17 protein-coding genes are annotated in these 25,226 nt (G+C 69.4%); 5 read left to right on the forward strand and 12 right to left on the reverse strand.

The window, feature by feature from the left end:
- Positions 1-205 precede the first annotated feature (205 nt).
- Together QBL25_RS29585 and QBL25_RS29590 are read left to right on the forward strand one after the other, a co-directional pair.
- Positions 206-3,796 carry a trypsin-like peptidase domain-containing protein gene (locus QBL25_RS29585; protein WP_409059992.1) on the forward strand — a complete coding sequence of 1,197 codons (3,591 nt, stop codon included), beginning with the start codon at positions 206-208 and terminating at the stop codon, positions 3,794-3,796.
- A 115-nt stretch (positions 3,797-3,911) separates the two neighbouring features.
- Complete coding sequence (locus QBL25_RS29590) at positions 3,912-4,859, forward strand: bifunctional riboflavin kinase/FAD synthetase (RefSeq protein WP_409059993.1); 948 nt, start codon at positions 3,912-3,914, stop codon at positions 4,857-4,859.
- 34 nt (positions 4,860-4,893) lie between these two features.
- Here the strand turns inward: QBL25_RS29590 and QBL25_RS29595 are convergent, their stop codons facing one another.
- Positions 4,894-5,079, reverse strand: coding sequence for a hypothetical protein (locus tag QBL25_RS29595; protein WP_409059994.1), 186 nt, complete (start codon positions 5,077-5,079; stop codon positions 4,894-4,896).
- 220 nt (positions 5,080-5,299) lie between these two features.
- Between QBL25_RS29595 and QBL25_RS29600 the strand changes: the two genes are divergently transcribed.
- A complete protein-coding gene (locus tag QBL25_RS29600) occupies positions 5,300-5,524 on the forward strand; it encodes a hypothetical protein (protein ID WP_409062977.1) in 225 nt (74 codons plus the stop codon).
- Between the two features lie 83 nt (positions 5,525-5,607).
- On the opposite strand, the gene QBL25_RS29605 is transcribed toward QBL25_RS29600, so the two are convergent.
- The 9 genes from QBL25_RS29605 to eccE all read right to left on the reverse strand — a co-directional run bounded on the left by QBL25_RS29605 (position 5,608) and on the right by eccE (position 18,645).
- Entirely contained in the window at positions 5,608-5,805 is a 198-nt protein-coding gene (locus QBL25_RS29605; protein WP_409059995.1) for a hypothetical protein, read from the reverse strand.
- Positions 5,806-6,107: 302 nt separating this feature from the next.
- The gene (locus tag QBL25_RS29610) at positions 6,108-7,109 is read right to left on the reverse strand and encodes an oligopeptide/dipeptide ABC transporter ATP-binding protein (RefSeq protein WP_409059996.1); all 1,002 of its coding nucleotides are present in this window, start codon (positions 7,107-7,109) and stop codon (positions 6,108-6,110) included.
- A 35-nt stretch (positions 7,110-7,144) separates the two neighbouring features.
- On the reverse strand, positions 7,145-8,335 hold the full coding sequence (locus QBL25_RS29615; protein WP_409062821.1) for an ABC transporter ATP-binding protein: 1,191 nt from the start codon (positions 8,333-8,335) through the stop codon (positions 7,145-7,147).
- Positions 8,224-9,189 carry an ABC transporter permease gene (locus QBL25_RS29620; protein WP_409059997.1) on the reverse strand — a complete coding sequence of 322 codons (966 nt, stop codon included), beginning with the start codon at positions 9,187-9,189 and terminating at the stop codon, positions 8,224-8,226. Before QBL25_RS29620 ends, QBL25_RS29615 begins: the two co-directional genes overlap by 112 nt.
- Positions 9,186-10,268, reverse strand: a complete 1,083-nt coding sequence (locus QBL25_RS29625; RefSeq protein WP_409059998.1) for an ABC transporter permease — start codon at positions 10,266-10,268, stop codon at positions 9,186-9,188. The genes QBL25_RS29620 and QBL25_RS29625 overlap by 4 nt, the downstream gene beginning before the upstream one ends.
- A 3-nt stretch (positions 10,269-10,271) precedes the next feature.
- Complete coding sequence (locus QBL25_RS29630) at positions 10,272-12,218, reverse strand: ABC transporter substrate-binding protein (protein WP_409059999.1); 1,947 nt, start codon at positions 12,216-12,218, stop codon at positions 10,272-10,274.
- A gap of 546 nt (positions 12,219-12,764) precedes the next feature.
- Positions 12,765-16,250, reverse strand: coding sequence for an SCO5717 family growth-regulating ATPase (locus tag QBL25_RS29635; protein WP_409060000.1), 3,486 nt, complete (start codon positions 16,248-16,250; stop codon positions 12,765-12,767).
- 308 nt (positions 16,251-16,558) lie between these two features.
- Positions 16,559-17,323 (reverse strand): hypothetical protein, encoded by a 765-nt coding sequence (locus QBL25_RS29640; protein WP_409060001.1) that lies wholly within the window; start codon positions 17,321-17,323, stop codon positions 16,559-16,561.
- Positions 17,323-18,645: a type VII secretion protein EccE gene (gene eccE / locus QBL25_RS29645; RefSeq protein ID WP_409060002.1), complete on the reverse strand. Its 1,323-nt coding sequence runs from the start codon at positions 18,643-18,645 to the stop codon at positions 17,323-17,325. Before eccE ends, QBL25_RS29640 begins: the two co-directional genes overlap by 1 nt.
- A gap of 186 nt (positions 18,646-18,831) precedes the next feature.
- On the opposite strand from eccE, the gene eccB reads away from it, so the two are divergent.
- A complete protein-coding gene (gene eccB, locus QBL25_RS29650) occupies positions 18,832-20,361 on the forward strand; it encodes a type VII secretion protein EccB (protein WP_409060003.1) in 1,530 nt (509 codons plus the stop codon).
- An 82-nt stretch (positions 20,362-20,443) separates the two neighbouring features.
- Positions 20,444-21,637: a type VII secretion-associated serine protease mycosin gene (mycP, locus tag QBL25_RS29655; protein WP_409062822.1), complete on the forward strand. Its 1,194-nt coding sequence runs from the start codon at positions 20,444-20,446 to the stop codon at positions 21,635-21,637.
- A 626-nt stretch (positions 21,638-22,263) separates the two neighbouring features.
- On the opposite strand, the gene QBL25_RS29660 is transcribed toward mycP, so the two are convergent.
- Both QBL25_RS29660 and QBL25_RS29665 read right to left on the reverse strand, forming a co-directional pair.
- Positions 22,264-24,558 (reverse strand): hypothetical protein, encoded by a 2,295-nt coding sequence (locus QBL25_RS29660; RefSeq protein ID WP_409060004.1) that lies wholly within the window; start codon positions 24,556-24,558, stop codon positions 22,264-22,266.
- A complete protein-coding gene (locus QBL25_RS29665) occupies positions 24,558-25,070 on the reverse strand; it encodes a hypothetical protein (RefSeq protein WP_409060005.1) in 513 nt (170 codons plus the stop codon). The genes QBL25_RS29660 and QBL25_RS29665 overlap by 1 nt, the downstream gene beginning before the upstream one ends.
- Positions 25,071-25,226 lie beyond the last annotated feature (156 nt).

The following is a 25,226-nucleotide window of genomic DNA, read 5'->3' on the forward strand; positions in this document are numbered from 1 at the left end:
GCGGCCATGCGCGTGGCCGCACGCCGCTCCACGACGAGCCCCCCCACCCCAAGATGTATCCACCTCGCCCCGCCGATTCACCCCATCGGGCAGGCGCTCGGAGTGAACCGCGGGAGCGAAAGGGGGCGCGTTCGCGACGCGTTCTGTCCCGCTGATCACCGCCGACCTACCGTCGGAAGGACGGGGCGTCGCGGGAGGTTCGGGCATGGCGGGACAGGGCGACCCGACGGCGCTCGACAGTGCCCTCGTACGGATCTGCGATCTGGCCGGCCGGCCGCGGGGGACGGGATTCGCCGCCGACGACCACGGCACGGTGATCACCAGCCACGAAGCGGTCGACGGCCTCGCGCGGCTCGTGCTGCACGCCGCCGGGGAGCGCGTCTGCGTGGTGGGCGCCGATGCCGTCGTGGCCCTCCCCGAGGTCGACCTGGCCCTCGTGCGCACCGACGGGCTCGCCCTGCGGCCGCTGCCCGTCACGGTCCGCGACACCGTCCCCGTGGGCGCCTACGTCCACATCGTGGCGCGCGGCCGGCGCGAGGCGCGGGTCCTCGGCCCTGCGTCCGTCACGTACACCGCGACGGACCGCTTCCATCTGGTCGACGCGGCGCTGGAGCTGGCGATCGGCACGGACGGCGCGGACGCGCTGCGGCTCGGCGGCGGAGCGGCCGGCGGCCCGGTCGTCGACGCCTCGTCCGGTGCCGTGCTCGCCGTCCTCGGCACCGCCCTGCACGGCGAGCACCGGGCGGCCGGGTTCGCCGTCCAGCTCCGGGAGGCGGCGGCCGCCGGTCGGGGCGGGCCCCTCGCCGAGCTCCTGGCACGCAACGCGGCGACCGTGCCGGCGTACGGCCACGACCTGAACCTGGCGGGCGCGCTGCACCTGGCGGCGACGTCGGTGGGCTCCGACGGGCCGCGCCCCGCACTCCTCGAACCGGTCGAACGCCCCGACACGACAGCGGAGTTGGCCCGCTTCACCGCCGGGCCCGCGCAGGTGCTCGGCCTGGTCGGCGCCCCCGGCACCGGCCGCACGACGGAGCTGGCCGCCCTGGCCGCCTGCCGCGCGCGGGGCGCCGAACCGGCTCCCACGCTGTGGTTGCGCGGCGCCGACCTCCAGGGCGCGGACGCGGGCGTGGGCGACGCGGTGGAGCGGGCGCTGGAGCGGGCGGGTCGGATCGTCGAAGCGTCGGCGGCTTCGGCTGCCCATGCGGCTTCGGCGGACTCTGCTGCCTATGCGGCTTCGGCGGCCTCAGCGGCCTCGTGGGACCCCGGAGTGCCGGAAGCGCCGGAGGTCTCCGGGGACTCGCCGTGCCCGCCCGCCGACGCGGACGGCGGGCTCGGGGACATCTCCGCCGGGCGGGTCGCGCGGCTCGTGCGGGACGAGGGACGGGCCTTGCTGCTGCTGCTCGACGGCCCCGAGGAGATGCCGCCGGCCCTGGCGCACCGCCTCGCGGAGTGGAGCCGGGGGACGGCCGAGTGGCTGCGGGGGACGGGGGCGCGGCTCGTGGTGGCCTGCCGCGCGGAGTACTGGGAGCAGGCGGGGGCGCACTTTCCCGAGGACCTGCTGCCGGGATGCGTGCCCCTGGGGGATCTGTCCGAGCCGCAGGCCGCGGCCGCCCGCGCGCGGTACGGCATCCCGGACGGCGCGCTCGCCCCCGCCGACGCGCGCCACCCCCTCGCCCTGCGGCTGCTCGCCGAGGTGCGGGCGGCCCTGCCGGAGGGTCCGCCGCCGGGCCGCCCCGACCGCGAGGGCGTCTTCGAGGCCTATCTGGACGTGCTGTGCCTGCGGGTGGCGGTGCGGCTCGCGGCGGCGAACGGCCTGCGGGGCCGGGCCGTACGGCGCCTCGCGGCGAAGGTGTCCGGACAGGTGCACGAGGCCGCGCGGCGGTGCCTGGGCCCGGGGCAGGGGGAGCTGGACCGGGAGTCCTTCGAGGAGGTGTTCCCGTGGGGGACGGGGTGGGCCTCCGCGGTCCTCACGGAGGGCCTGCTCGTCCCCGCCGGGGACGGCTACCGCTTCGCGCACGAGGAGCTCGCGGACTGGATCCAGGGGATGCACCTGGACGTGGACGGCGCCCTGTGGTCGCTGGTCTACCGGCACCGCGATCCGGTGCCGGAAGCGGCCCTGCCGGTACCCCGGCACCGGATCGGCCCCGTGGTCGAGGCCCTGCTGCTCCTGGGACGCCAGCGGGGGCCCGCCGAACTCGCCGCACGCCTGGGGGACTTGGAGCGGTTCGGGGCGGAGGCCTCGGTGGACCCCGGGGCCGCCCCCGTCGCGGGCAGGCGTTCCGGGCGGCGACACGGGTGGACACCGCACCCGGCCCCGCCGCCGGGTGCCGGTGAAGCGGGGGACAGGGGGGACCTTCCGGCGCCCGCGGGTGCGCAGGCACAAGGGGACGCGCAGTGGTGGGTCACCCGGCTGCTGGGGGAGACGCTCACGCGGGTGCCCGACGCGCGGCCCCACCGCGCGCTGCTCCAGCGGCTCGCGCAGCGGAACCGCTTCCCGGCGAGTTTCTGGCTCGGCCTGCCGCTCCCGGAGGACCAGCGCTTCGACCTCCTGCGCGAGGCCGTGATCCACGACCCGCCGCCCGGCGCCCCCCACCCCCGCTGCCTGGACGCCCTGGCCGAACTCCTGGCCACCGAGCCCGCGACGGCACAGCCGCAGCTGACCCGCTGGTTCACCGACGAGCGCCCCCTCGAAGCCACTCCGCACGCCACCGTGGCCTCGGCCGCCCAGGCCCTCCTGCACACCCACCGCCACCGCGGCATCGACGACCTCACGGAGATCCTGGTCGACTGCGCCCACCCCCGCGCCGACGAACTGCTCGCCGCCCTCGCGGAGGAGGAGCCGTCGGCGATCTGCCGGGCCGTCGACCGCTGGGTCCACGACACGCGCCCGGCCCGCCGAGTCGCCGCCGTCGCCTACGGCCTGCGTGCCGCCCCGCACGCCACCACGGACGCCGACCGCAGACTCCTGCGGTACGCGGCGCTCGCCCTCCTGGCCCGCCCCGCCGACGACTCCCTGCACGGCGCCGCCCTCGCCCTCCTCGCCCGGGACCCGCAGACCCGCGCCCGCCACCTGCCGCCCGCCCTGAAGCGCTTCGCGGCCGGCGACCCGCAGCTGCCCGCGAGCGCCCTGGCCATGGCTCTCGACACCCACCCGGAGCAAGTCCTCGCCGCTTTCCGGACCCGGCTGTACGGCCCTGGCCCCACGCCGGGCGACGTACTGCGCGCCCTGGCCGACGTGACGGCGTCCGGGCTCGACCGGCGGGTGGCCGATCTCGTACGCGACGTGCTGGAGCTGCGCCCCGACCTCGCGGGGCACGTGGCGGCCTACCTCGACCTGCGCCTGGAGCAAGGGCCCGGGGTGCGTGCCGTCCTCCTCCCGCTGGTCACGGACTTTTTGCGGCACCGCCCCGCGCCCGTACGCGCCGCGCTCGCCACGGCCGTCGCCGCGCCCGGGAGCGACGCCTCGCGCGCCCTGCGCGCCGAGCTCCTGGACGTCCTGCTCGCCCAGGAGCGGGAGCCCGACGTCCTGGACGCCGTTCTCTGCGCCGTGGCGGGCGGCGAAGACAAGGAACGGGTCCGCGCTCTCGTGCACCGCACGGGCGTGCTGCTGGTCAGGTCCCCGGAGGGCGCGACCTGCTTCGACCGGCGCCTGGTCGAGCTGGCCCGCTCCGTGCCGGGCTTCTCCACCCAGGTCGCGCGGTGGATCTGCGCGGCCCCGCAGGACTGGTCCGCCCTGGTCGGACCCAGCTCCCGCCGCATGATCGAGAACCTCGCGGGAGTACGTGTCCCGGCGTGACCCCCGCCACCCCCTCCGATGCGATCCCGATGGCGCGGGCATGGCAGTCTTAGACCTGCGCAATCGGCAATGGGACGTACACACACGTACACAGGTTCGGCGAGGAGCAAAGACAGTGCAGCGCTGGCGTGGCTTGGAGGACATCCCCCAGGACTGGGGGCGCAGCGTCGTCACCATCGGTTCCTACGACGGCGTACACCGCGGACACCAGCTGATCATCGGCCGCGCCGTGGAGCGCGCCCGTGAGCTGGGGATTCCCGCCGTGGTCGTCACCTTCGACCCGCACCCCTCCGAGGTCGTGCGCCCGGGCAGCCACCCGCCGCTGCTCGCCCCGCACCACCGGCGCGCCGAACTCATGGCGGAGCTGGGCGTGGACGCGCTCCTCATCCTGCCGTTCACCACGGAGTTCTCGAAGCTGTCGCCCGCCGACTTCGTCGTGAAGGTCCTGGTCGACAAGCTGCACGCGCGCCTGGTCGTCGAGGGCCCCAACTTCCGCTTCGGCCACAAGGCCGCGGGCAACGTCGCCTTCCTGACCGAGCTCGGCGCCACGTACGACTACGAGGTCGACGTCATCGACCTGTTCGTGAGCGGTGCGGCCGGGGGCGGCGAGCCCTTCTCCTCCACCCTCACCCGGCGCCTGGTCGCCGAGGGCGACGTGGAGGGCGCGGCGGAGATCCTCGGTCGCCCGCACCGCGTCGAGGGCGTCGTCGTCCGGGGCGCGCAGCGCGGGCGTGAGCTGGGCTGCCCCACGGCCAACGTGGAGACGCTGCCGCACACCGCCATCCCCGCCGACGGCGTCTACGCGGGCTGGCTGCACGCCCAGGGCGAGGTGATGCCCGCGGCGATCTCCGTCGGGACGAATCCGCAGTTCGACGGGACGGAGCGGACGGTCGAGGCGTACGCGATCGACCGGGTCGGCCTCGATCTGTACGGCCTGCACGTGGCCGTGGAATTCCTTGCCTTCGTGCGGGGGCAGGCGAAGTTCGACTCGATCGACTCGCTGCTCGTCGCCATGGCCGACGACGTGAAGAAGGCACGTGACCTGATCGAGGCCGCCGGATAACTCGGCTTTCTTTGCCGCTTCCCGAAGGTCTGCGCTACAGCAGGCGCGGAAACGCGACCCCGTTGACCAACGGGCCTTCCACGGTGACCCCTTCGGTGATCAGCGACTCGACGCCGGGCAGCGGCGGCGGGTTGGCCGCCGCGGCCGGAGTGGCGAGCGCGGTGACGGACAGGGCGAGGGCTGCGAGCAGGACATAGGTCCGGACGCGGCGACGACGCATGCGATCCCTGCTTTCTTCCGGAGATCCGGTGGAGGGGAGAATCCGGTGGAGGGGAGACGGGCCGGGAGCGGTCGCGTTAGCCCACACGGGGGATGCGCGGGCCCCGGCGTCCGACGACCCGTTCGTATGATCGTCGGTGACTTCCCGGCCGTGACGTGGTTAGCCACGGCGAGCGGGCCGCGACCGGCGCCCCGCACGTGGACGGGTCAAGGAGGCTGCCGTGAACGGCGGTTGGGTGCAGGCAACATCCCGTTGGGTGCTGGTCGTGGCGATGGCGGCCGTGCCGTCCGTCCTGGTGTCCGGCACGGCGCACGCGGACGAGACGCACGAGAACTCGCACAACGCGCCCAGGGTCTCGCTGATCAGCACCGGGCAGATCGACGACCCGCTGGAGGACGTGCTCGAACACGTCCTCAACTTCGGCGACGGGTACCGGTGGGACTGACGCGCCCGCCCTGCGCGCACGTGCCGTACTCGCGCGGGTCCCGGGTGACCGCGCGAGTACGGGACGACGCGGGCGCGCTCAGATCACGGGGCCAGGCACGCCGCGCCCGGCACCTCGGAGGGGAGGCCGGGGCTGGCCGGATCGACGAGTGTGGTGACGTCACCGGCCGCCTGCGCCACGCAGTCGACGGTCGACACGGGGTCCGGGACGGCGCTCGCCGGCATGGCGACGGCCCCCAGCAGTGCGACGGCCCCGAGGATGACGGCGGCGGAACGGCGCATGGAAATCTCCTTCGCTTCGGTGGAGTTGCTGTTCACGGTACGTAGTCGCACCGTGCCGCTCAGTGACTCCCCACGGCTCAGGGCCGCCAGACCCCGCGTCACCCGTACGAGGAAGAGGTAACGATCCGCCACCGGGAGGCGCCGTCCCGCCCCCCGGATGCCCGGATGTGGCGCGCACCCCTCCCGGAAGCCCGGAAGCCCGGAAGCCCGGATGCCCGGATGCCCGGATGCCCGGATGCCCGGATGCCCGGAAGCCCGGACACCCGGATGCCCGGATGCCCGGATGGGGCACGTGCCCCCGGTCAGACGCCCGACGGGCTCGTCGCCTTCGCCGCCGCCCAGTGGCACGCCACCTGCGTCTCCCCGCCGCCGGACAGCACCGGCAGGTCCTCCGTCCGGCAGCGCCCGGCCACCCCCGCCCGCTCCGCCTCACCCGAGGCGAGCACCTGGCAGCGCGCGTGGAACCGGCAGCCGCCCGGGATGCGCGAGGGGTCCGGCGGCTCACCGCTGAGGACCACAGGATCGCCCGGAGCCTCCGGCAGGACGGACAACAGAGCTTGCGTGTAAGGATGCTGAGGTGACGTCAGGACCTCCTCCACCGTCCCGGTCTCGACGATCCGGCCCAGATACATCACCGCCACGCGGTCCGCGATGTTCCACGCCAGCCCCAGGTCGTGCGTCACCACCAGGGCGGAGAGACCCAGTTCGTCCCGCAGGCGCAGCAGCAGGGCGAGGATCTCGCCGCGCACCGAGGCGTCGAGCGACGCCACCGGCTCGTCCGCGACGATCAGTTCGGGCTCAAGGACCAGCGCGCCCGCGATGACGACACGCTGGCGCTGACCGCCCGACAGCTCGTGCGGATAGCGCAGGAAGAACCGCTCGGGCGGCCGCAGCCCCGCCCGGGACAGCGCGTCGGCGACCGCGGCCTGTTCGTCGCCCCGGTATCCGTGGATGCGCAGGCCCTCCGCCACGGCCTCGTACACCGTGTGGCGGGGATTGAGGGAGCCGCTGGGGTCCTGGAGCACGAGCTGGACGCGCTTGCGGTACGCCTTCAGGGCGCGGCCCGCGTAGTCGAGCGGCTTGCCGCCGAAGGTGACCCTGCCGGACGTGGGCGTCACCAGGCCGAGCAGCGAACGGGCCAGGGTCGTCTTGCCGCAGCCCGACTCGCCGACCAGGGCCACGATCTCACCCGGCTTGATGTCCAGGTCGACGCCGTCCACGGCCCGCGCGGGCGGTGCGCCCCGGCGGCCGGGGAACGTGATGTGCAGGTCGCCCGCCGACAGCAGGGGATCATCGGTGGTCATGCGTCGCTGCTCCTCGGTGCGTGATCTGTCGGGGCTCACGGCGTGCGCTCCGCCGTCGCCGGCGCCGATGTCGGCTGCGCCGGAAGCTGCGCGCCCGCGTGCACGCACGCCGCGCGGTGCCGGGGGCCCGCGTCCCGCAGCGCCTGGTCCTCCGTCGTGCAGGAGTCGAGGGCGACCTGGCAGCGCGGATGGAACGTACAGCCGGTGGGGAGCAGGGACGGGTCCGGCGGGTCGCCGGGCAGGCCGCGCGGCGCGAAGCGGGACGCCGTGTCGCCGATGCGCGGGAAGGCCGCGGAGAGGGCCTTTCCGTAGGGGTGCCGGGCGTTCTCGTAGACCTCGGAGGCCGGGCCCTCCTCGACGACACGGCCCGCGTACATCACCGCGAGCCGGTCGCAGGTGTCGGAGAGCACCGCGAGGTCATGGCTGATCATGATCAGACCCAGGTCCTGTTCGGCCACCAACTGCTCGATCAGGCGCAGGATCTGCGCCTGGATCATCACGTCCAGGGCCGTCGTCGGCTCATCGGCGATGATCAGGCGCGGATCGCAGGCGAGCGCCATCGCGATCATCACGCGCTGGCGCTGCCCGCCCGACAGCTCGTGCGGATACGCCTCCGCGCGGGCGGCCGGCAGACCCACCTGTTCGAGCAGCTCGCCGGCCTTCCTCTTCGCGCCCGCCGGGGTCGCCTTCTTGTGCAGCAGGATCGGCTCGGCGATCTGGTCGCCGATGCGGTGCACCGCGTTGAGGGAGTGCATCGCGCCCTGGAAGACGATCGACGCGCCCGCCCAGCGGACCGCGCGGACCTGCCCCCACTTCATGGTGAGGATGTCCTCGCCGTCCAGCAGGACCTCACCGGTCACCTTCGTGCCCGCGGGCAGCAGCCGCAGCAGGGCGAGCGCCAGCGTGGACTTGCCGCAGCCGGACTCGCCCGCGACGCCGAGCTTCTGGCCCGCGTCGACCGAGAGGTTCACGCCGCGCACGGCGGCCGCCCCGGACGCGTACGTCACTTCGAGGTTCCGCACGTCCAGGAGGCGCTGCTCCGTGCGCTGTTCCGTCACCGTCGTCTCCGTCACGCTGGTCTCCGTCCCCGTCCCCGTCACCTTGTCCGCGTCACTCAACGGGAGACCCCCAGCCGGGGGTTGAGCACGGACTCCACGGCCCGGCCGCACAGCGTGAACGCGAGGGCCACGACGGCGATGGCGAGTCCGGGCGGAGCGAGATACCACCAATCGCCCGCGCTGACCGCGCCCGCCTCGCGCGCGTCCTGGAGCAGCCCGCCCCAGGAGACGCCCGTGGGGTCCCCGAGGCCCAGGAAGGCGAGCGTCGCCTCGGTGAGGATGGCGTTGGAGATGACGAGAGTGGTCTGCGCGAGGACGAGCGGCATCACGTTCGGCAGCACGTGCCGGGTCATGATGTGGCCGTGGCCGCCGCCGAGCGCCTGCGCCCGCTCGATGTACGGGCGCGACTCGACGGCGAGGGTCTGCGCGCGGACGAGCCGCGCGGTCGTCGGCCAGGTCGTCACGCCGATCGCCAGGATGATCGTCCAGATGGAGCCGGACATCACCGCGGCGAGCGCGATGGCGAGCACCAGCGTCGGCATCACCAGGAACCAGTCGGTGACACGCATGATGACGGTGGCGTACCAGCCCTTGAAGTGTCCCGCGGTGATCCCCACGAGGGTGCCGATGGTCACCGAGAGGAAGGCGGCGAGCAGCCCGACGGTCAGTGACATCCGGGCGCCGTACACCAGGAGGCCGAGCAGATCGCGCCCGAACTGGTCGGTGCCGAGCGGGAATTCGCCGCTGGGCGACTCCATGGGCTTGCCCGGCGCGTCCGTCACGCTCTGCGCGTTGGAGCCGACGAGGAGGGGTGCGAAGACGGCGACGAGCGCGATGACGACGAGCGCGGCCAGGCCGAAGAGCCCGGCCCGGTGGGTGCGGTACGCGCGCCAGAAGCGGACCGCCGAGTGCCGCCTGCGGGCCCACGCCAGGGCCCGCGCGCTCTTCGCCGGGGCGGCAGGCGGGGTCTCGGCCGGCGGGGTGGGGGCCGAGGGGGTGGCCGGTGCGGATTCGGTCGTCATCGGCCCACCCTGGGATCGAGCAGCGGATAGATCACGTCGGCCAGGGTGTTCATCAGGATCACCGCGGCGGAGAAGACGAAGAACAGACCCTGGACGAGGGGGAGGTCGGGCACGCTGAGCGCGGCGTAGAACAGCCCGCCGAGCCCCGGCCAGGAGAAGACGGTCTCCACGAGGATCGCGCCCGCCACCACCGTGCCGAGGTTCACGAACATCAGCGTGACGGTGGGCAGCATCGCGTTCGGGACGGCATGGCGACGGCGTACGAGATCGTCGCGCAGGCCCTTGGCGCGGGCGGTCGTCAGATAGTCGCTGCCCATCTCGTCGAGCAGGGACGAGCGCATCACCAGGAGCGTCTGCGCGTACCCGACCGCCACCAGGGTGATGACGGGGAGCACCATGTGATGGGCCACGTCCAGGATGTACGCGAAGCCCGTCTCACCGCCGGATTCGAGCCCGCCGGTCGGGAAGAGGCCCGGGATGGGGCCCACCCCCACCGAGAAGGTGATGATCAGCAGTAGCCCCAGCCAGAAGGACGGCACGGAGTACAGGGTGAGCGCCAGGCCGGTGTGGACGCGGTCCCCGAGCTGTCCGTTGCGCCAGGCCGTGCGGGTGCCGAGCCAGATGCCGATGAGGGTGTAGAGCACGAACGCGGTGCCGGTGAGCAGGAGCGTCGCGGGCAGCGCGTCGGTGATCTTGTCCATCACCGGTGTGTGGAACTGGTACGAGGTGCCGAAGTCGCCGGTCAGCGCGTTGCCGCAGTAGTCGAAGAACTGCGTCATGACCGGCTGGTCGAGGCCGAACTCCTTGCGCATCGCGTCCAGCTGTTCGGCCGACACGCGCTTTCCGCCGGTCATCTGCTTCACCGGGTCACCGGGGATGAGGCGGAACAGGAAGAAGCTGGTGACGAGGACGGCGAACAGCGAGACGGCGGCGCCGCCGAGCTTGCCCGCCACGTACAGGAGATAGGCGCGGGTGTTGCGGGCCCGGGGGCCGCGGGCCGACGGCCCGGCGAAAGCCGGTTCGTCGGTCGCCGCGGCGCCCTCGGTGTCGAGCAGTGCGGGATTGCTGTCAGCGGTCATGCGTTACTCGCGGTCCTCTGCGGTCGAACGGCGGCGCAGGGCGAACAGGACTCCTCCGCCGACGAGCACCACCGCGGCGGCGGCGATACCGATGATGACACCGGTCGAGCTTCCGTCCTTGGAGGAACTCTTCCCATCTGCGGGCACCGCCGACCACCAGGACCAGTAACCGTCCTGGCCGTAGATGTTGCCCGCGGCCGTCGGCATGGTGGTGATGGACTTGATCTGGTCCGTGCGGTAGGCCTCGACGGCGTTCGGGTACGCCAAGATGTTCATGTACCCGGAGTCGTAGAGCCAGGACTGCATCTCCTTGACGGTCTGCGCGCGCTTGGCCGGGTCGTACTCCGCCAGCTGCTTGTCGTAGAGCTCGTCGTACTTCTTGTCGCAGATGAAGTTGTCCGTCGCGGCGCTCTCCTTGGCCTTCACCGGCAGCGCGGCGCAGGAGTGGATGCCGAGGACGAAGTCCGGGTCGGGGTTGACCGACCAGCCGTCGAACGCGAGGTCGTACTCGCCCGCGTACCAGGGCACGGACACGTCGTCGAGGCAGTTGACCTTGAGCCCGATGCCCAGGTCGCCCCACCACTCCTTCAGATACTTGCCGACGGCCTTGTCGTTCGGGTCGGTGGCGTGGCAGAGGATGCGGAAGTCCAGCGCCTTTCCGTCCTTGCCGACGCGCTTGCCGTCGCCGTTCTTCTTGTAGCCCGCCTCGTCGAGGAGCTGGGCCGCCCTCTTCGGGTCGTACGACAGCTTCTGGTCGGCGGAGGGCTTCCACGCGTAGTCGGCGAAGCGCGGCGGGATGTACCCCTCGCCCTCGACGGCCTGGCCCTGGAAGACCTTGTCGACGAGCGCCTCGCGGTCCACGGAGAGGAAGAGCGCCTGGCGCACCTTCTTGTCCAGGAGGGCGGGGTGACCGTCACCGAACTTCTTGCCGTCGCGTGTCTTGGCCCCGGGGTTGGTGGCCAGCGCGAAGAAACGCCGCCCCGGACCCTCGTTCACCTTGACGTTCTCGGTGCCCTTGAGCTCGGCGGCCTGAGCGGGCGTCAGCGCGGGCTGGCCGGCCACGAAGGAGACCTCGCCCTTCTTGAGCGCCGCGACGGCCGCGTCCTGGTCCTTGTACGTCTTGAAGACCAGCTCGTCGAACTTGGGCGCGCCGCGCCAGAAGTCCTTGTTGGCCTTCAGCTTCACGTACTGGTCGGTCTTGTACGCCTCAAGGGTGAAGGGGCCGTTGCCCACGATGGGGAAGGACTTGTCGTTGTTGAACTTGCTGATGTCGGCGACCTTCTCCCACACGTGCTTGGGGACGATCGGCACATCGAGCGCGGCCATGGTGGCCTGCGGCTTCTTCAGCTCGACGACCAGCTTGGTGGGGCTGGGGGCGGTCACCTTCTTGAAGTTGGCGACGAAGCCGGAGTTGGCGGTGGCGGTGCCCTGCTTGGACATCAGCCGGTTGAACGTGTACGCCGCGTCCTCGGCGGTCGCCTGCTTGCCGTCGGACCACTTGGAGTCGTCCCGGATGGTGTACGTCCAGGTCAGCTTGTCCGCGGAGGGCTCCCACTTGGTGGCGAACCCCGGGATCGCGTGGTTGTCCTTGGCGTCGTAGTTCGTCAGGTACTCGTTGGTGAGACGCAGGATGCTGGTGCTGAGGAGCCGCTGGGCGAGGAAGGGACTGAGCGAGTCGACGCTCTGCGCCACCGCGACGGTGAGGGTCTTCTTGCCGTCGGCCTTGGCCTCGGCCTGTTGGGGCGCCGGGTTGAGGGGAGAGGCGAGACCCGCGGTGAGCGCGAGGGCTCCGGCTCCGGCCGCCAGGAGGAGGGGGAGCCGGGGAAGGCGGGAGGCCTTGGACGCCTTGGCCACCCCGGACGCCGTGGCCGACGCCCCGGGAGGCGCTTCGGGTGACGTCTCGGTGGTGCGGCGGGACCGTGTTCTGCCGTGCTGATCTTGTGTATCCATGGGTCGGTGACCTCGCGTCATCGCTCGCGCAGATATGGCTAGTTGATCAAGGAACGCCAGCTGGTTGATGTGTGTGTCTACCAGCGCCAGTCTGCGTCAGTCAACGGCAGGTGAACCCCATGTGGCCTGCGGAAATAACGAGTTGACCTGTATTTCATCCGCATTGGTCAAGACCTGTGACGCATGGCTGGTCGGGGGGTGACGGCGGGGGGAGGGGCTGGTGGGGAGGGAGGGGGGTGGGGAGTGTTCGGGGGAGAGGCACGGGGGGAGAGCTGCGGGGTGTGCCTGCTCGTGGGGATGGCTCGTGCGGTCTCGTTCGGGGGCGCGGCTCGGGCGCCTCCGCTTGCGGGTTTTCGCTTGAGGGTCTTGGTTTGTGGGCCGCCGCCCGCCCTCGTGTTCTTTTGATGCCCGGTCGGGGCTGGGGGGTAATCGGGTGGGTGGGTGGGAAAGTCTGTTGGCCGGCGACGGCCGCGGGCCGCGGGAAGCAGACTGGGCCCGCACCGGAGAGCGGTGCGGGCCCAGTGAGAACGCGGGCGGGACGGGAAGCTACTGCTGGGGCGCCTCAGGCGCAGGCGGCTGCTGCCCGGGAGGCTGATACGGAGCCCCGGGCTGGTAGGGCTGCCCCGGCTGCACGGGACCGGGCGCCTGCCCGGGCTGAGGCTGGGCGGCCTGGGCCTGGGCGGGAGGAGCCTGCCCCGGCTGAGGCTGACCCTGCGGCTGAGGCTGCTGAGGCACCTGGAACGGCTGCCCGGGCCCCGGCCCCGCAGGCACCTGCGGAGGAGCAGCGTGCTGCCACCCCTGCGGAGCCCCGGGCTGCTGCGGATAAGGCTGCCCCGGCTGAGCGGCCTGCTGCTGCGGCGGCTGCTGCTGAGGCTGCTGAGGAGCGTACGGCTGCTGGGGGACCTGCCCAGCCTGAGGAGCCTGCCTGGGCGGGGGAGCCTGCCCGGGGTACGGCGCCTGCCCGTGCTGGGGCGCCTGCCCGGGATAGGGCGCCTGCCCAGGCTGAGGCGCCTGTCCGGGCTGAGGAGCCTGCCCGGGCTGAGGCGCCTGCCCCCCATAAGGCTGCTGCCCAGGCTGCGGCACCGGCCCGCCATAAGGCTGCTGCCCAGGCACAGCCCCCTGCTGCCCGGGATAACCCCCCTGCCCCGGCAGGGGCGGCGCCACCACCGGAGGCGGATTCCCGTCGGAGGTCCAAAGCCCCTGCTGCTGCTGAGCCCGCACGAAGTCCTCGGCCACCATCGCGGAGAGGTTGAAGTACGCCTCCCGCACCTTCGGCCGCATCATGTCGAGATCGACCTCGGCCCCAGCGGCGAGATGCTCGTCGAACGGAATGACGACAACCCCGCGGCACCGCGTCTCGAAGTGCGACACGATGTCGTCCACCTTGATCATCTTCCCGGTCTCACGCACTCCCGAGATGACGGTGATGGAGCGCGAGACAAGGTCGGCGTACCCATGCGCGGACAGCCAGTCCAGCGTCGTGGAGGCACTGCTCGCCCCGTCCACGGACGGCGTCGAAATGATGATCAACTGATCGGCGAGATCGAGAACACCGCGCATGGCGCTGTAGAGCAGCCCCGTACCGGAGTCGGTCAGGATGATCGGATACTGCTTCCCCAGCACGTCGATGGCGCGCCGGTAGTCCTCGTCGTTGAACGTGGTCGAGACGGCCGGATCGACGTCGTTGGCGATGATCTCGAGCCCGGACGCGGCCTGCGAGGTGAAGCGCCGGATGTCCATGTACGAGTTGAGGTACGGGATCGCCTGCACGAGGTCACGGATGGTGGCCCCGGTCTCGCGGCGCACGCGGCGCCCGAGCGTACCGGCGTCGGGGTTGGCGTCGATGGCGAGAATCTTGTCCTGCCGCTCGGTGGCGAGCGTCGAGCCGAGCGCGGTGGTGGTGGTCGTCTTTCCCACGCCGCCCTTGAGGCTGATGACGGCGATGCGGTAGCAGGACAGAACCGGGGTCCGGATCAGCTCCAACTTCCGCTGCCGCTCGGCCTCTTCCTTCTTGCCGCCGATCTTGAACCGGGAGCCGCCGGCCGCGGGCCGACTGCTCTTGGCCTTCGGCTTGGTGTTGCGCAGCAGCCGGTCGGAGGACAGCTCGACGGCGGCGGTGTACCCGAGGGGCGCACCAGGGTTGGTCCGCTCCCGCTGATCGTGCTGCACGGGCTGCGGCCAGGCAGCGCCGGTACGGGGATCGACGGGCGGCTGAGCCTGAGCCTGAACCGGGGGCTGCGGCTGAGGCTGAGCCTGCGGCTGCTGCTGAGCAGGGAGCGGCTGGGGCTGGGGCTGGGGCTGCTGAGCCTGAGGCGCAGGCGGCTGCGGGAACCCATAACTACCCTGCGCGGCAGGGGGGTTGGGATGCACTGGCGCAGGCGGACCCTGCTGCGGGAATCCATAGCTCCCCTGCTGCTGCGGAGGAGCGGCGGGAGCAGGAGCCTGCGGCGCCGCCTGCGGAAACCCATACCCAGCAGGCGCCCCAGAAGCTTCAGGAGCGGCAGCTTGCGGGAAGCCGTACCCACTGGGAGGCGCAGGAGCATCAGCAACTGGCGCCGGAGCCGGAGCCTGCGCCGGAATGGGCGCCGGAGCCTCGGCAACAGGAGCGGGCGCAGGCGGAACGGGCGAGGGAGCCACGGGCCCGGTAGGCGAAGGCCAAGCCGGAGGCGAGACCTGCGGAGCCGGCTGCTGAACGGGCGCAGGGGCAGGCTCTGCCTGCTGAGGCACGGGCGGCTGCACGGGCTCGGCCGCAACCGGCGGCGTCGAGGCGGCCTGACCAGGAACGGGCCACTGCGGCGCAGAAGTGGGCGCGGCAGGCTGGAAGGCGGGCGGCAGCGGCGGAAGCCCACCGTTCGGCGCGGGCGGCGGAGTCCAGGACGGCGGCGGAGAGTCCTGCACCTCATCGACGGGCGCGGCAGTCAAGGAGCCCTCAGGAACGGCATCCTGCGGCACGACGTCACGAACCTCATCAGAGGCACCGGAATCGGCATCAACAACAGGAGAGTCATCGGAGTCATCAGAGCCGGAAACATGAAGGCCCGAAGCACCCAAGCCCCCGTCTACGCCGGCTTCGGCCTCGGCCTCGGCCTCGGCATCGGCATCCTCGGACGAGAGCCCAGCCGCAGCCAGCAGGGAAGGCTCGGCCTGCTCATCATCACGACCAGCCGAAACCTCATCGTCAGCCCCGGCCTCACCAGCGGGAGGCGCAACGTCATCGCCACCGCCATCACCCTCGACATCGGCATCGACATTATCCTGGGCGGCCTTCGAAGCGGCGGCCCGCTCCTCGATCTCGCGCATCTCCCGCTTCAGGGCGGAAGAGGAGAACCGCATGGTGGCGCCACTCTCAAGATCGCCGCTGCTGTCAGCAAAAGGAGCAACAGAAGCGGAACCCGAGGAAGACCCCCCGGAATCAGCCGCAGCTTCAGGCTCGGGCTCGACCACAGGCTGGGGCGCCACCTCAGGCTCAGGCGCCACCTCAGGCTTAGGAACGACCCCGGTCACGTGGACGGAGGAGGCAACACCAGCAACGGCCCCACTCCAGTCAGCGGCACCCCCCGAAGGCGCCCCACCCTCAGAGTCCCCAGAGGATTCAGGAGAGGAAGCCGGAGCCGGAAGAGGAGCCGGAGCCGGAACAGGAGAAGGAGCAGAAGCAGGCGGAGCAACAGGCGCAGCCCAATCGGCCCGAGGCTGGAACCCCCCACCGACAGGCAGCTTGGGCACCCCGGCAGGCGGCCCGACGGGAGGAGCCTGCGGCTCAGGAGCAACGGGAGGAGCGGGAGGAGCGACCGGCTCAACGGAAGGCGAAGACACAGGCTCAGCAACAGCCGAAGACGCCGCGGCGGGCGCCCCAGTGGAAGCCGAAGCCGAAGGAGTCTCCCCCGCACTACCGGACGCATTCTGCGTATACCAGGCAGGAGGGGCGTAGTCGATGGTGAACTCGCCCGTCGTCTCGGCAGCGGACTCCGCGTCGGACTGATCATCGACGGGTGTGTCCCAGCCCCCGCGGATCTCGTCCCGATCGCTGTTCACAATGCCTCCTGATGTGGTCGAGCACCCTCGTGCCGTGGTGGGAGGGCGACCGTTTCTGTCGTCCGATCCGCCATGGCTCTCCCCGTGGTGGACGCGCACCACCCACTCCCGGGTTCTGGCGACGCGTCCAGTACCAGCCTAATCACCAAAAGCACCAGCACGGCAGGGCAGCCCACCCCACGAATCCTGTCCTTTCCATCACGCCCCCCACAGGATCGATCCCCGTATCCGAAACACCGAGGGACAAATCAACCAACAGGCGCCAAATGTTGGCTAATTCGCTCGGTCAACCGACACGAACCGCCCGCTCAATCCATCCTCCGTGCCGTACCCAACAATCCGGTCTCGGCGTCCGTCGCCTGCGTCATCACGTACTGCCGATCACGATCGCCACACCACAACGTCACCCCGTCAGCAAGCGTCGGCAGCGCCTCCACCTCACCGCGCGGCAGCCCCACGGACCGCCCTATCTGAATCGCCTCATCCGGTGAAACCCGCTGCACGCCCACGAGCCGCGCCTGCCGGATCAGCCGAGGCGCGACCGGACTCAGATAGGGCAGCAGCGTCAGCACCGATTGCCACGGCCCGGACACCACCCGTCCCCGTGGCGGCCGCATGCCACAGTCCCGCACCACGAGCACCGGACTTCCCGCGGACGCACCCTGCGGGGGAACGCGCCCCACGTCATGCACCGACATACCGCTCGGCCCGACACCGAGGGCCTCCACGAGCTGCGCCCAAGCTGCTGCCCGACCGGTCTCCACGGCCACCCGCGCCCCCGTCGCGGCTGCCCGCAACGCGATGACCTGCGCCGTCCACAACCCTCCGATGAGCAGTACGTCATAGGGAGTGGGCCGGTTGACGCCCAGCACCGAGGGCTGGCCCTGCGCGTCCACGCCGATCACGACGCCATCGTCACCGATGGGCAAGGCCAGCGCATCCACTTGCTCGGCGGAGAGCGCGTGACGACGGTGCCGCGGACCGAGCAACCCGAACCCGCTGCGCATCGCCGTGCGGAACCCCTCGCCCTGAGCGGGCGGCGCGGTCGGAGTGGTCGGATCAGTGACGGACATCAGCGGGTCCCCCCGAGCGGCAGAGTGGCGAGCATCCCGGGCAACTGCTCGCGATCGAGTCGGACCAGCCCCGCGCCGGCCTGCCGGGCGCCTTGCTCCAACGCCCGCCGAGCCGCGTCGAGCTCGGCGTCACTGCGCCCGGTGACCCGCACATGCCCGCACAGCGACACTTCTTGCCGTTCACCGTGGCGCAGGGTGAGGCTGAACGTGGTCGCGAGTGTCGGGATGGCGGTGAGCAGCGCGACAAGCTGAGGCAGTGACGGGCCGCTCGCGCTCCCCAACTGCGGCCAGCGCCGAACCCAGTAGGTCGTGTGACGGCGATTGTCGCAGCGCCAGGAGCGTGCGGACTCCTCCGTCCTGCGCTCCGGAAGCTCGGCCCGCCCGGCCTCCGCGGTGACCAGCGGATTGGCGCCCGCCGAAGTCGCGATGGCGGCGGCCAGCTGCTCCTCGGTGAGCGCTGTCGCACGGAATCCGGCCCCCGTGAGTCGACTGGCCAGCTGATCCATGGAGCGCATCACGCACTTCTGAGCCCCCACGAAGCCGCCCCCGCGCGCGGCGACAGCCTCGGGGCAGAGCTCAGGATCAAGCTTCAGGGCAACCCAGGTGATGCGTACGGCCGGTGCTCCGGTCTGGGCTTGCAGCGGGGCGTAGTTACTGACGGCCACCGACTGTTGGGGAAGATGCAGCGCGGGCGCCGGCTGGGTGTGCTGCACGATCTGCGCCGACTCGAGGCGGATGCCGTCCACCTCCAGGGCGTCGCGCACGAGGCCCACCGGCAGGGGATGGCGTCCGCGCTCGGCCCGCAGCGCGGTCGCGTCCGACTCGACCTGGAGCACAGCGGTCACGAACGTACCGTCCCCGACCATCCCGACCTGGCGACGGTCCCGGTCCCCGTAGACATACGTGCGCAGGGCCGGGTCGCACTCGACGGCCGGGGCGAACGCAGGTTCCGTGCCCGGCGGTATCGGAGCATTCGCCGCCCGGCGCTTGCGTGCCCGCAATGCCCGCGCGGTGCCGAACCATTCGTGCCACGCACGGCCACGAGGGCGTACGACTGCCAGCAGCACCAGGACGACGGCGACGACAGCGGTCGGCACGACGGCCAGCGGGTCGATCACCCAGGCGGCCAGCAGGAGGGCCGCCGCCACCTCGATGAGTACAAGCCGTTGCAAGCGAAACGAGCCGAACTGTGCCGAGCGCGCGCGGAGATGGAAGATGACGGGCCCTCGGGATCCCGAGGCGTCGGCACCACCGGGTGCTGCCTGCCGTTGATTCTCAGGCCTCGACGTCCCCCGAGCCCCGGTCCGCGCTGCGGCAGCCATCAGTCCAACCCCCGTATATTCTCCCGAATCACCCTGGTGGTCACGGAACATGCACCCCAGGAGTGCCCGGGAACCTTACCCACCCCACACGCGCGATTACTCAACAGGCATAGTAGGGGCCGGGTCTGACAACGGAGGGTGGGGGTGGCATGCCCCCGGCGCTGCACGGGGGAGAAGCAGACACTCATGGCATCACGGCGGGACGAGCTCAACGCCTACACCTTCGCGAAGCGCCGCACGCTGGCGTCCTTCATCCAGCCGTCACCATCAGGCTCGGAGGAAGGCGCACCACGCCCGCTGCGTGGCGTGGTTCCCGGCCTCATCGTCGGAGTGATCGTCCTGGCCGTCTTCGGCGCGTGGGGCATGTTCAAACCGGCGGCCAAGCCGGGCTGGGACAAGCCCAAGGAACACGTGATCATCGCGAGCAAGTCCACGACGCGATACGTGGTCCTGAAAACTGATGGCAAGCGTCAGTTGCACCCGGTGCTCAACATGGCCTCGGCGAAGCTGCTCCTCGACGCCGGCAAGGGCGACGTCATCAACGTCGACGAGTCGGTCCTCGACAAGGGCACGATTCCCCACGGCGCCACCATCGGCATCCCGTACGCCCCCGACCGCCTGCCCTCGGAATCCGAGGCCGGATCCGCCAAACGCTGGGCGGTGTGCGAGCGCCCCGGCGAAGGCGGAAGAGCGATCCAGAAGGCCGCGTTCATCCTGGCGGAGCGCGAGCAGAAGAAGACCGAGGGCAGCGAACGGTTGCGCGGCGGTGAGCTGTTGTACGTGGTCGGCCCCGACAAGGTCCGCTATGTGGTGGATGCCCGGGGCAAGGCCTACCGGATCGCCGAGAAGGACAAATTCAATGTCCTGCGCACCATCGTGGACTCCGGCCATAAACCTCAGCGGGTCTCCAGCGAGTGGCTCAAGACCCTGAACTACGGAGACCCGATCACCATCCCGAAGGTGGAAGGTGTTCCCGGAGCGGCCGCCAACGTGAAGGGCCTCCAGGACCGGCAGGCGAACCGGGTCGGCATGGTCCTCAAGGCATCCGAGGGTGCGGGGACGCAGCACTACGTAGTGGAGCCCGGACGCATCTCCCCGGTCTCCGACTTCACGGCGCAATTGCTCCTAGGCAGCCCGGACTTGGTCCCCGTGGGTCAGGACGGGAACGCCCGCAACCTGAGTACCGGCGCCTTCGTCCCGGACCTCAAGACGTTCGGTTCGGAGTACAAATGGCCGAGCCAGGCTCCGGTGACTGCCAATGAGGCCGCCGAAAGTGCGGGCAGCCGCAACACCATCTGCAACGTCCTTCGCAAGGTCGACGGCGACGATGGAGACACCACGCTGAGCACATGGGCCGGGACGGACTTCCCGGCCACGCTGCCCACCGGCTCGTCCAGCGCGTACGTATCGGCCGGATCGGGGCTGCTCTACCGGCAGTTCACCGGTTCGGAGCCCAAGGCGGGCGGCGTCTTCCTGGCCACGGACACGGGCCTGCGCTACGCGATGCAGTCCAACAGCGACAGCGCCACGGACGACGCGGGCATCGGTACCTCGGCCAAACAGCGCGAGCAACAGCGACAAGAGGCGCAGCAGGCGCAGACCCGGCTCGGCTACGGGAACGTGGACGCGACCCCGGTGCCGGCCTCCTGGTCCACGTTCCTCCCCACGGGTCCGCGTCTGTCGACCTCGGCGGCACGCCAGCCGCAGGGCTCCTAGGCGGCAGGAGATTCTGACGATGAGGTACGCACAGCGCTGGCCCTGGCCGGTCGCCGCCGCGGCCACGGCGGCGACACTGACGATGATCGCGACGGCAACGGTGCTCGCGGCACCCACTGCGACCGCGGCAGGCGACCAGTGCACCTTCGGAGGCGACAAGTACGCGGGCCGCCCCTGGTCGCTACAGCGGGTGCTCCTCGACGAGCTGTGGCGCCAGTCCACCGGCAAGGACGTACGGGTGGCGGTGATCGACACAGGGGTGGACATCAAAAACCCGCAGCTCAAGAGCGCGGTGGACGTGTCAAAGGGCCGAAATCTGCTCCCGAAGAACCTCAAGGACGAGAACGGCGACAAGATCGAGCGCGGCAAGGAGAACGGCACGACGGACTCCGTCGGCCATGGCACGCGCGTGGCGGGCATCATCGCGGCCCGTCCGACCAAGGGCACCGGCTTCGTGGGCCTGGCCCCCGACGCGACGCTGATCCCCATCCAGCAGAACGACGCGGAGGGCCACGGCGACACAAAGACTCTTGCCAGGGCGATCGACCACGCGGTCGCAGCGGGGGCGGACATCATCAACATCTCCCAGGACACGGCCAACGCCGTGGAGCCGGCCCCGATGCTGAAGCAGGCGGTCGACAGGGCACTCACGCGCGGGAAGGTGATCGTGGCGTCGGCCGGCAACGACGGCCTGGGGGGCAACGTCAAACCGACCTACCCGGCCTCCTACGAGGGCGTCCTGGCGGTAGCGGCATCGGACCGCAACAACGAACGGGCCGCGTTCTCCCAGTCAGGCAAGTTCGTGGGCGTGGCTGCCCCGGGCGTGGACATGATCTCCACTGTCCCGCTCGGCGGCCACTGCTCGGACAACGGCACAAGCTTCTCGGCCCCCTACGTCGCGGGCGTGGCGGCCCTGATCAAGTCCAAGCACCCCGACTGGACGCCCCGCCAGATCACGGCCCAGATCAAACAAACAGCGGAACGCTCGGTGGCAGGTCACGACCGCCTGGTCGGCTGGGGAGTGGTGGATCCGGTCCGAGCCCTGACGGAAGACGACCACCCAATCGAGACCCCGAGGGCTGAAGAGGGCATCACCCACGCGAAAGCCCCGACCCCAGCCGAACTACACCTCGGCGAAACAGCGGAAGAACGAACAACCCGAATCGCCACGTACGTGACCGTGGGCGCGGCGGTTTTGGTGGCGGGGCTCGGCGGGGCGGGGGTGGCTGTGCGGGATTGGCGCAGGCGGAAGGCAGCAAGATCCCGGCGTACTTGACTTGGCCCAGGAGTCGAATTTCGAGGCCCTACTTTTCGCCTTCCCGGACTTCACAATAATCGGATGCTGCCACGGATTTACTATATGCAGTGATGAGCTTCGCTATCTGGGCTGCAGTCGCTGAGTCCTGTACGACTCTTACCGATACGAACAGCTTTTCCCTCAGGTTGCGCTGATTGGAGCAACTCACCAGACCAACTGCGCCACTCTTTGAGTAAATGTATCGGCCGTCTGCTGTTTCGCTGTCACCGGGATCAACGCCGATGGCGTCGGTCGCTACCTGTGCCAGGGAAGTGTCACCCTCCCGCCATTCTGCAGTGGCCGAGAACACTGGTTTGCCGTCGACATGGAGGCGGCATCGCTTATTCCAGTCCGTAGCGGTCGGATGTGCGGACAGGTTCTTGCCTCTTGGCAGGACGGGCTTTAGCAGGGCGGCTTGGATTTTGGTTCCGCAAAGGGTGCTGGGGACGGTATATTCCGTTTCCGATCCTGAGCATCCGACTGTTATCAGACTGCAGATCGAGGCCAGCGTAATCGCTGACCTAGATCGGATGTTGCTTTCTGTATTTCTCAAGAGGATTCCAGTGGTGAGAGTCGCCGGAGGACGTCAGAATGTCAGCAGAAAGTCATGCTTGAATCTCCGTCGTCAGATCGTCTGCCATGTGGCGAGCTGAGGTGGATCCATCGTTGAAACCGTCAGCCGTGGCGGAGGATGTCCATCCCTCGACTTTATCTGAATATTTTCCGCCATTCGCTTTGTCGGCTTCAACTGATGCGATGCGACTCAATTCGGTATTCTTGTCCTTGCTGTCTTCCCAGAGGACTCCTGCTTCCCTCCCAGCGGCCCCCAGGGTGCCTGAATCGGCGTCCTTGAAGAGCTGCTCAAGAACCATGCTGCTTACGGTTCCTGCAGCGCCGCCTGCAGCGGCCCCCGCAACAGGCGAGGCGACGAAGGCGACGCCGACACCGACACCGATTCCAGTCCCAACAGCACCTGACCAGAAGTTCTTCTTCTGGCTTATGGAGTCATCAAAACTCTTCCCTTCACTCCCCGCTGGCCCGAGAATGGCCTCCTGTCGACCAATGGCGAGTGTTGCCCCGACCTCGGCAGACTTTCGGGTAACTTCCTTGATGGAATCTTCTGCGGAATGTAGATACTGTCGATCCGCAGGAAGGTCAGGGTTGAGGTGGTAATCCATGAGGTTGGCCATGTAATTCTTCTGGCCGATCTCGATACTTGCGTTTCCGCCAGGACTCTGTCCCACGCTGACCAAAAATCGCGTGACATCGAGGTGCTCCAGATCGGCTGCGGCACCAGCAATCGGGAAGAGCTTTGGGACGCTCTTGTTCTCCGGACTGACATCTGTCAAGGCCCTGTTAATATCTGGTAGATATTCTGCGGCGATCTGACCCATACTGTCAGACATGAACCCGTGATCTGTAAGACGTGCGCTATCTTCCCCGATGGAGACGACAATGCTCTCCATCAATTTGGCCTGCTCTTCACTATGGGCCGGTGTGTCCATCGTGGGAAGCTCGCCTGCGGGGTGTCCAGTGGTGGCAGCCTCCAGTGCCAACGCAAGGTTATTGCGTCCAGTGTTGCTTTCCTCGCCGTTGGAATCGAATTCTTTGGGCCATTCTCTCTCCTCGAACAGGTACTGGAAGTTCGATAGCGAGGAAGGTTCCTTCTTGTCGCCGCGTGCGAACGGGTTACCTTCGTCTTCTTTTGAGATAAATTCATCGTTAAAGAAATCTGTAGCTGCAGCAGGGCTGTTTGACAGTCCCTTCATGAATCCCGCCAGGGGGTCCCATCCGCTGTCGCTGCCAGTGCGGTTAAGCAGGGGGTCGCCTCCCGTGTGCTGCCAGGCCGGACGGCTGTTTCTGCCATTACCGGTCAGCTCCTTCTCAGTCCTCATTAGTTCCGTGCCATAGCGCGCCATGAACTGATCGTCGTAGTCTCCCCAGCGCATGAGATTGCTCATGACCTGGAACCCCATGGCACCCCCGCTGATGCGGCGGTCACCCATGTCGATGACTTTATTGGTCCATTCCGTCATGCTCAGTGCATCGCTCTGAGTGGCGGTGGCAAGAGTGAGGCTCAGATTCTTCTGGAGGTCGTCAAATTTATCGTGCCGCGCGTAGTTCAACTCTGGGTTCGCGTTCGGATCATTGATGCCGGCCCAGAATTCCAGCGTCCCCTTCGCCCCAAGGTTGGTGGCGAACCGTTGGGAGAACAGCTCGTCGTCCCCGAACTTCTTGAAGCCCGCGTTCAACTTGTCGAATTCTGCCGTACTGAGATCTTCCGGGTCCTTCTTGGCCAACTTGGAGAGCTCATCGGCCTTCTTGATGGCATCGGCCGCTTCATCCCTGTCGCTGTATTCGACCCCGGAGAATCCGACCGTGCTTTGGTCGGCGATGGCCTGAAGAACCGTACTGGCTGTGGTGTCGCTCTCCGTGGCCCTGTTCAGGATCTCCTGGATCTCGTCCCGCAGCGCCGTGACGTCACCCTCGCTGGGATCAGAGGCCGTCTTCCCTTTCGCCGTGCCGTCGGAGGGACTGTCCGCCCTGACAGTGAACCCACTGCCGGTTGCCGTGACCTTCAGGTTTTTGTCCAGGCCGTTCTTGATGGCCGTCTTCAACTTCCTTTGATAGTCCTTGAGCTCATCTCGAGTGTCTGTGAGGATGTCGCGGATGGATTTGGCCTGGAGGTGGGCGTCATTGAACTCCTCGGCCGTCTTTCCAATGAACTCCTTGGAGACGGTGGCGTTCACCCCTGCCCAGTTGGCCTTGTTGGCCGCAGTCTTGAGCCCTTTACGGGCTGACTCCTCCATGCGGTTAAGGCTGCCGACCATCGTCGTCCAGTCGGAGATGGCGTCGTCGAGCATCGAGAAGTTGGCGGAACGGAGGGCTTCGAGGTCCATCAGCTGTCCTTCTTCTTGCTCGGTTCTCCGTACACAGGGTTCGGCTTTCCGGGCTCGCCGACTCGTTCGTTGAAGCCCGCGTCGAGGGTGTCGATGCTGCTCATCTGGCGGCGAATGTACTCGTCGTCGCCCGCATGCAATTTCTTGGTGACCCGCATGTGGTTGGAGATGTGTCCGCAGGCGTCTCGCAGAGACTTGAGTTGTTCATCCCAGCGGGTTGACACGTGCTGCAGAGCCCCGCCTAGCGCGAAGCCCTGCGTCGTCAGGCTCCCCGCAGCCTTGTCGGTACTCGGCACCGCTACTCGAGCCTCATCCCAGAGGCGCTCGAACAGGCCGTGTGCGTGCTCGCCGATCTTCGCCAAACCGGCTTCGCTGACCTCGAGGTCACCGTAGGAGCCGGGATCCGCGGTGGGGCCGCCGCCCGTCCCGGGATCTGTCTGGTTCAGTTGCATGTGTGTCGGCTGATGCTCCGCCGTCTGCGACTTCAGCTGTTCCCACTCATCCCAGGCCATGGGCACATCCTTCCCCCGTGAGCTCGGCCACCCCTGACGGATGACACCACTGCGGCTCAACCTAACAACGCGTGTTTCCCCTTGGGGTGTTGTGCGTAGGCGCCTCGATTCCGTTGGCCGGTAGTGGCCCTGTCGATGTACCGAGTCGTCGCTTGT

The sequence above is a fragment of the Streptomyces sp. SYP-A7185 genome (genome assembly GCF_046103685.1).
In the GTDB taxonomy this organism is placed as follows: Bacteria; Actinomycetota; Actinomycetes; order Streptomycetales; family Streptomycetaceae; genus Streptomyces.

Coding starts and splice junctions, on each gene's coding strand:
- QBL25_RS29595 (WP_409059994.1), bottom strand. CDS start 5,079: ATGCGTCGTCGCCGCGTCCGGACCTATGTCCTGCTCGCAGCCCTCGCC.
- QBL25_RS29625 (WP_409059998.1), bottom strand. CDS start 10,268: ATGACCGCTGACAGCAATCCCGCACTGCTCGACACCGAGGGCGCCGCG.
- QBL25_RS29610 (WP_409059996.1), bottom strand. CDS start 7,109: ATGACCACCGATGATCCCCTGCTGTCGGCGGGCGACCTGCACATCACG.
- QBL25_RS29605 (WP_409059995.1), bottom strand. CDS start 5,805: ATGCGCCGTTCCGCCGCCGTCATCCTCGGGGCCGTCGCACTGCTGGGG.
- QBL25_RS29660 (WP_409060004.1), bottom strand. CDS start 24,558: ATGGACCTCGAAGCCCTCCGTTCCGCCAACTTCTCGATGCTCGACGAC.
- eccE (WP_409060002.1), bottom strand. CDS start 18,645: ATGGCTGCCGCAGCGCGGACCGGGGCTCGGGGGACGTCGAGGCCTGAG.
- QBL25_RS29640 (WP_409060001.1), bottom strand. CDS start 17,323: ATGTCCGTCACTGATCCGACCACTCCGACCGCGCCGCCCGCTCAGGGC.
- QBL25_RS29620 (WP_409059997.1), bottom strand. CDS start 9,189: ATGACGACCGAATCCGCACCGGCCACCCCCTCGGCCCCCACCCCGCCG.
- eccB (WP_409060003.1), top strand. CDS start 18,832: ATGGCATCACGGCGGGACGAGCTCAACGCCTACACCTTCGCGAAGCGC.
- QBL25_RS29665 (WP_409060005.1), bottom strand. CDS start 25,070: ATGGCCTGGGATGAGTGGGAACAGCTGAAGTCGCAGACGGCGGAGCAT.
- mycP (WP_409062822.1), top strand. CDS start 20,444: ATGATCGCGACGGCAACGGTGCTCGCGGCACCCACTGCGACCGCGGCA.
- QBL25_RS29585 (WP_409059992.1), top strand. CDS start 206: ATGGCGGGACAGGGCGACCCGACGGCGCTCGACAGTGCCCTCGTACGG.
- QBL25_RS29630 (WP_409059999.1), bottom strand. CDS start 12,218: ATGGATACACAAGATCAGCACGGCAGAACACGGTCCCGCCGCACCACC.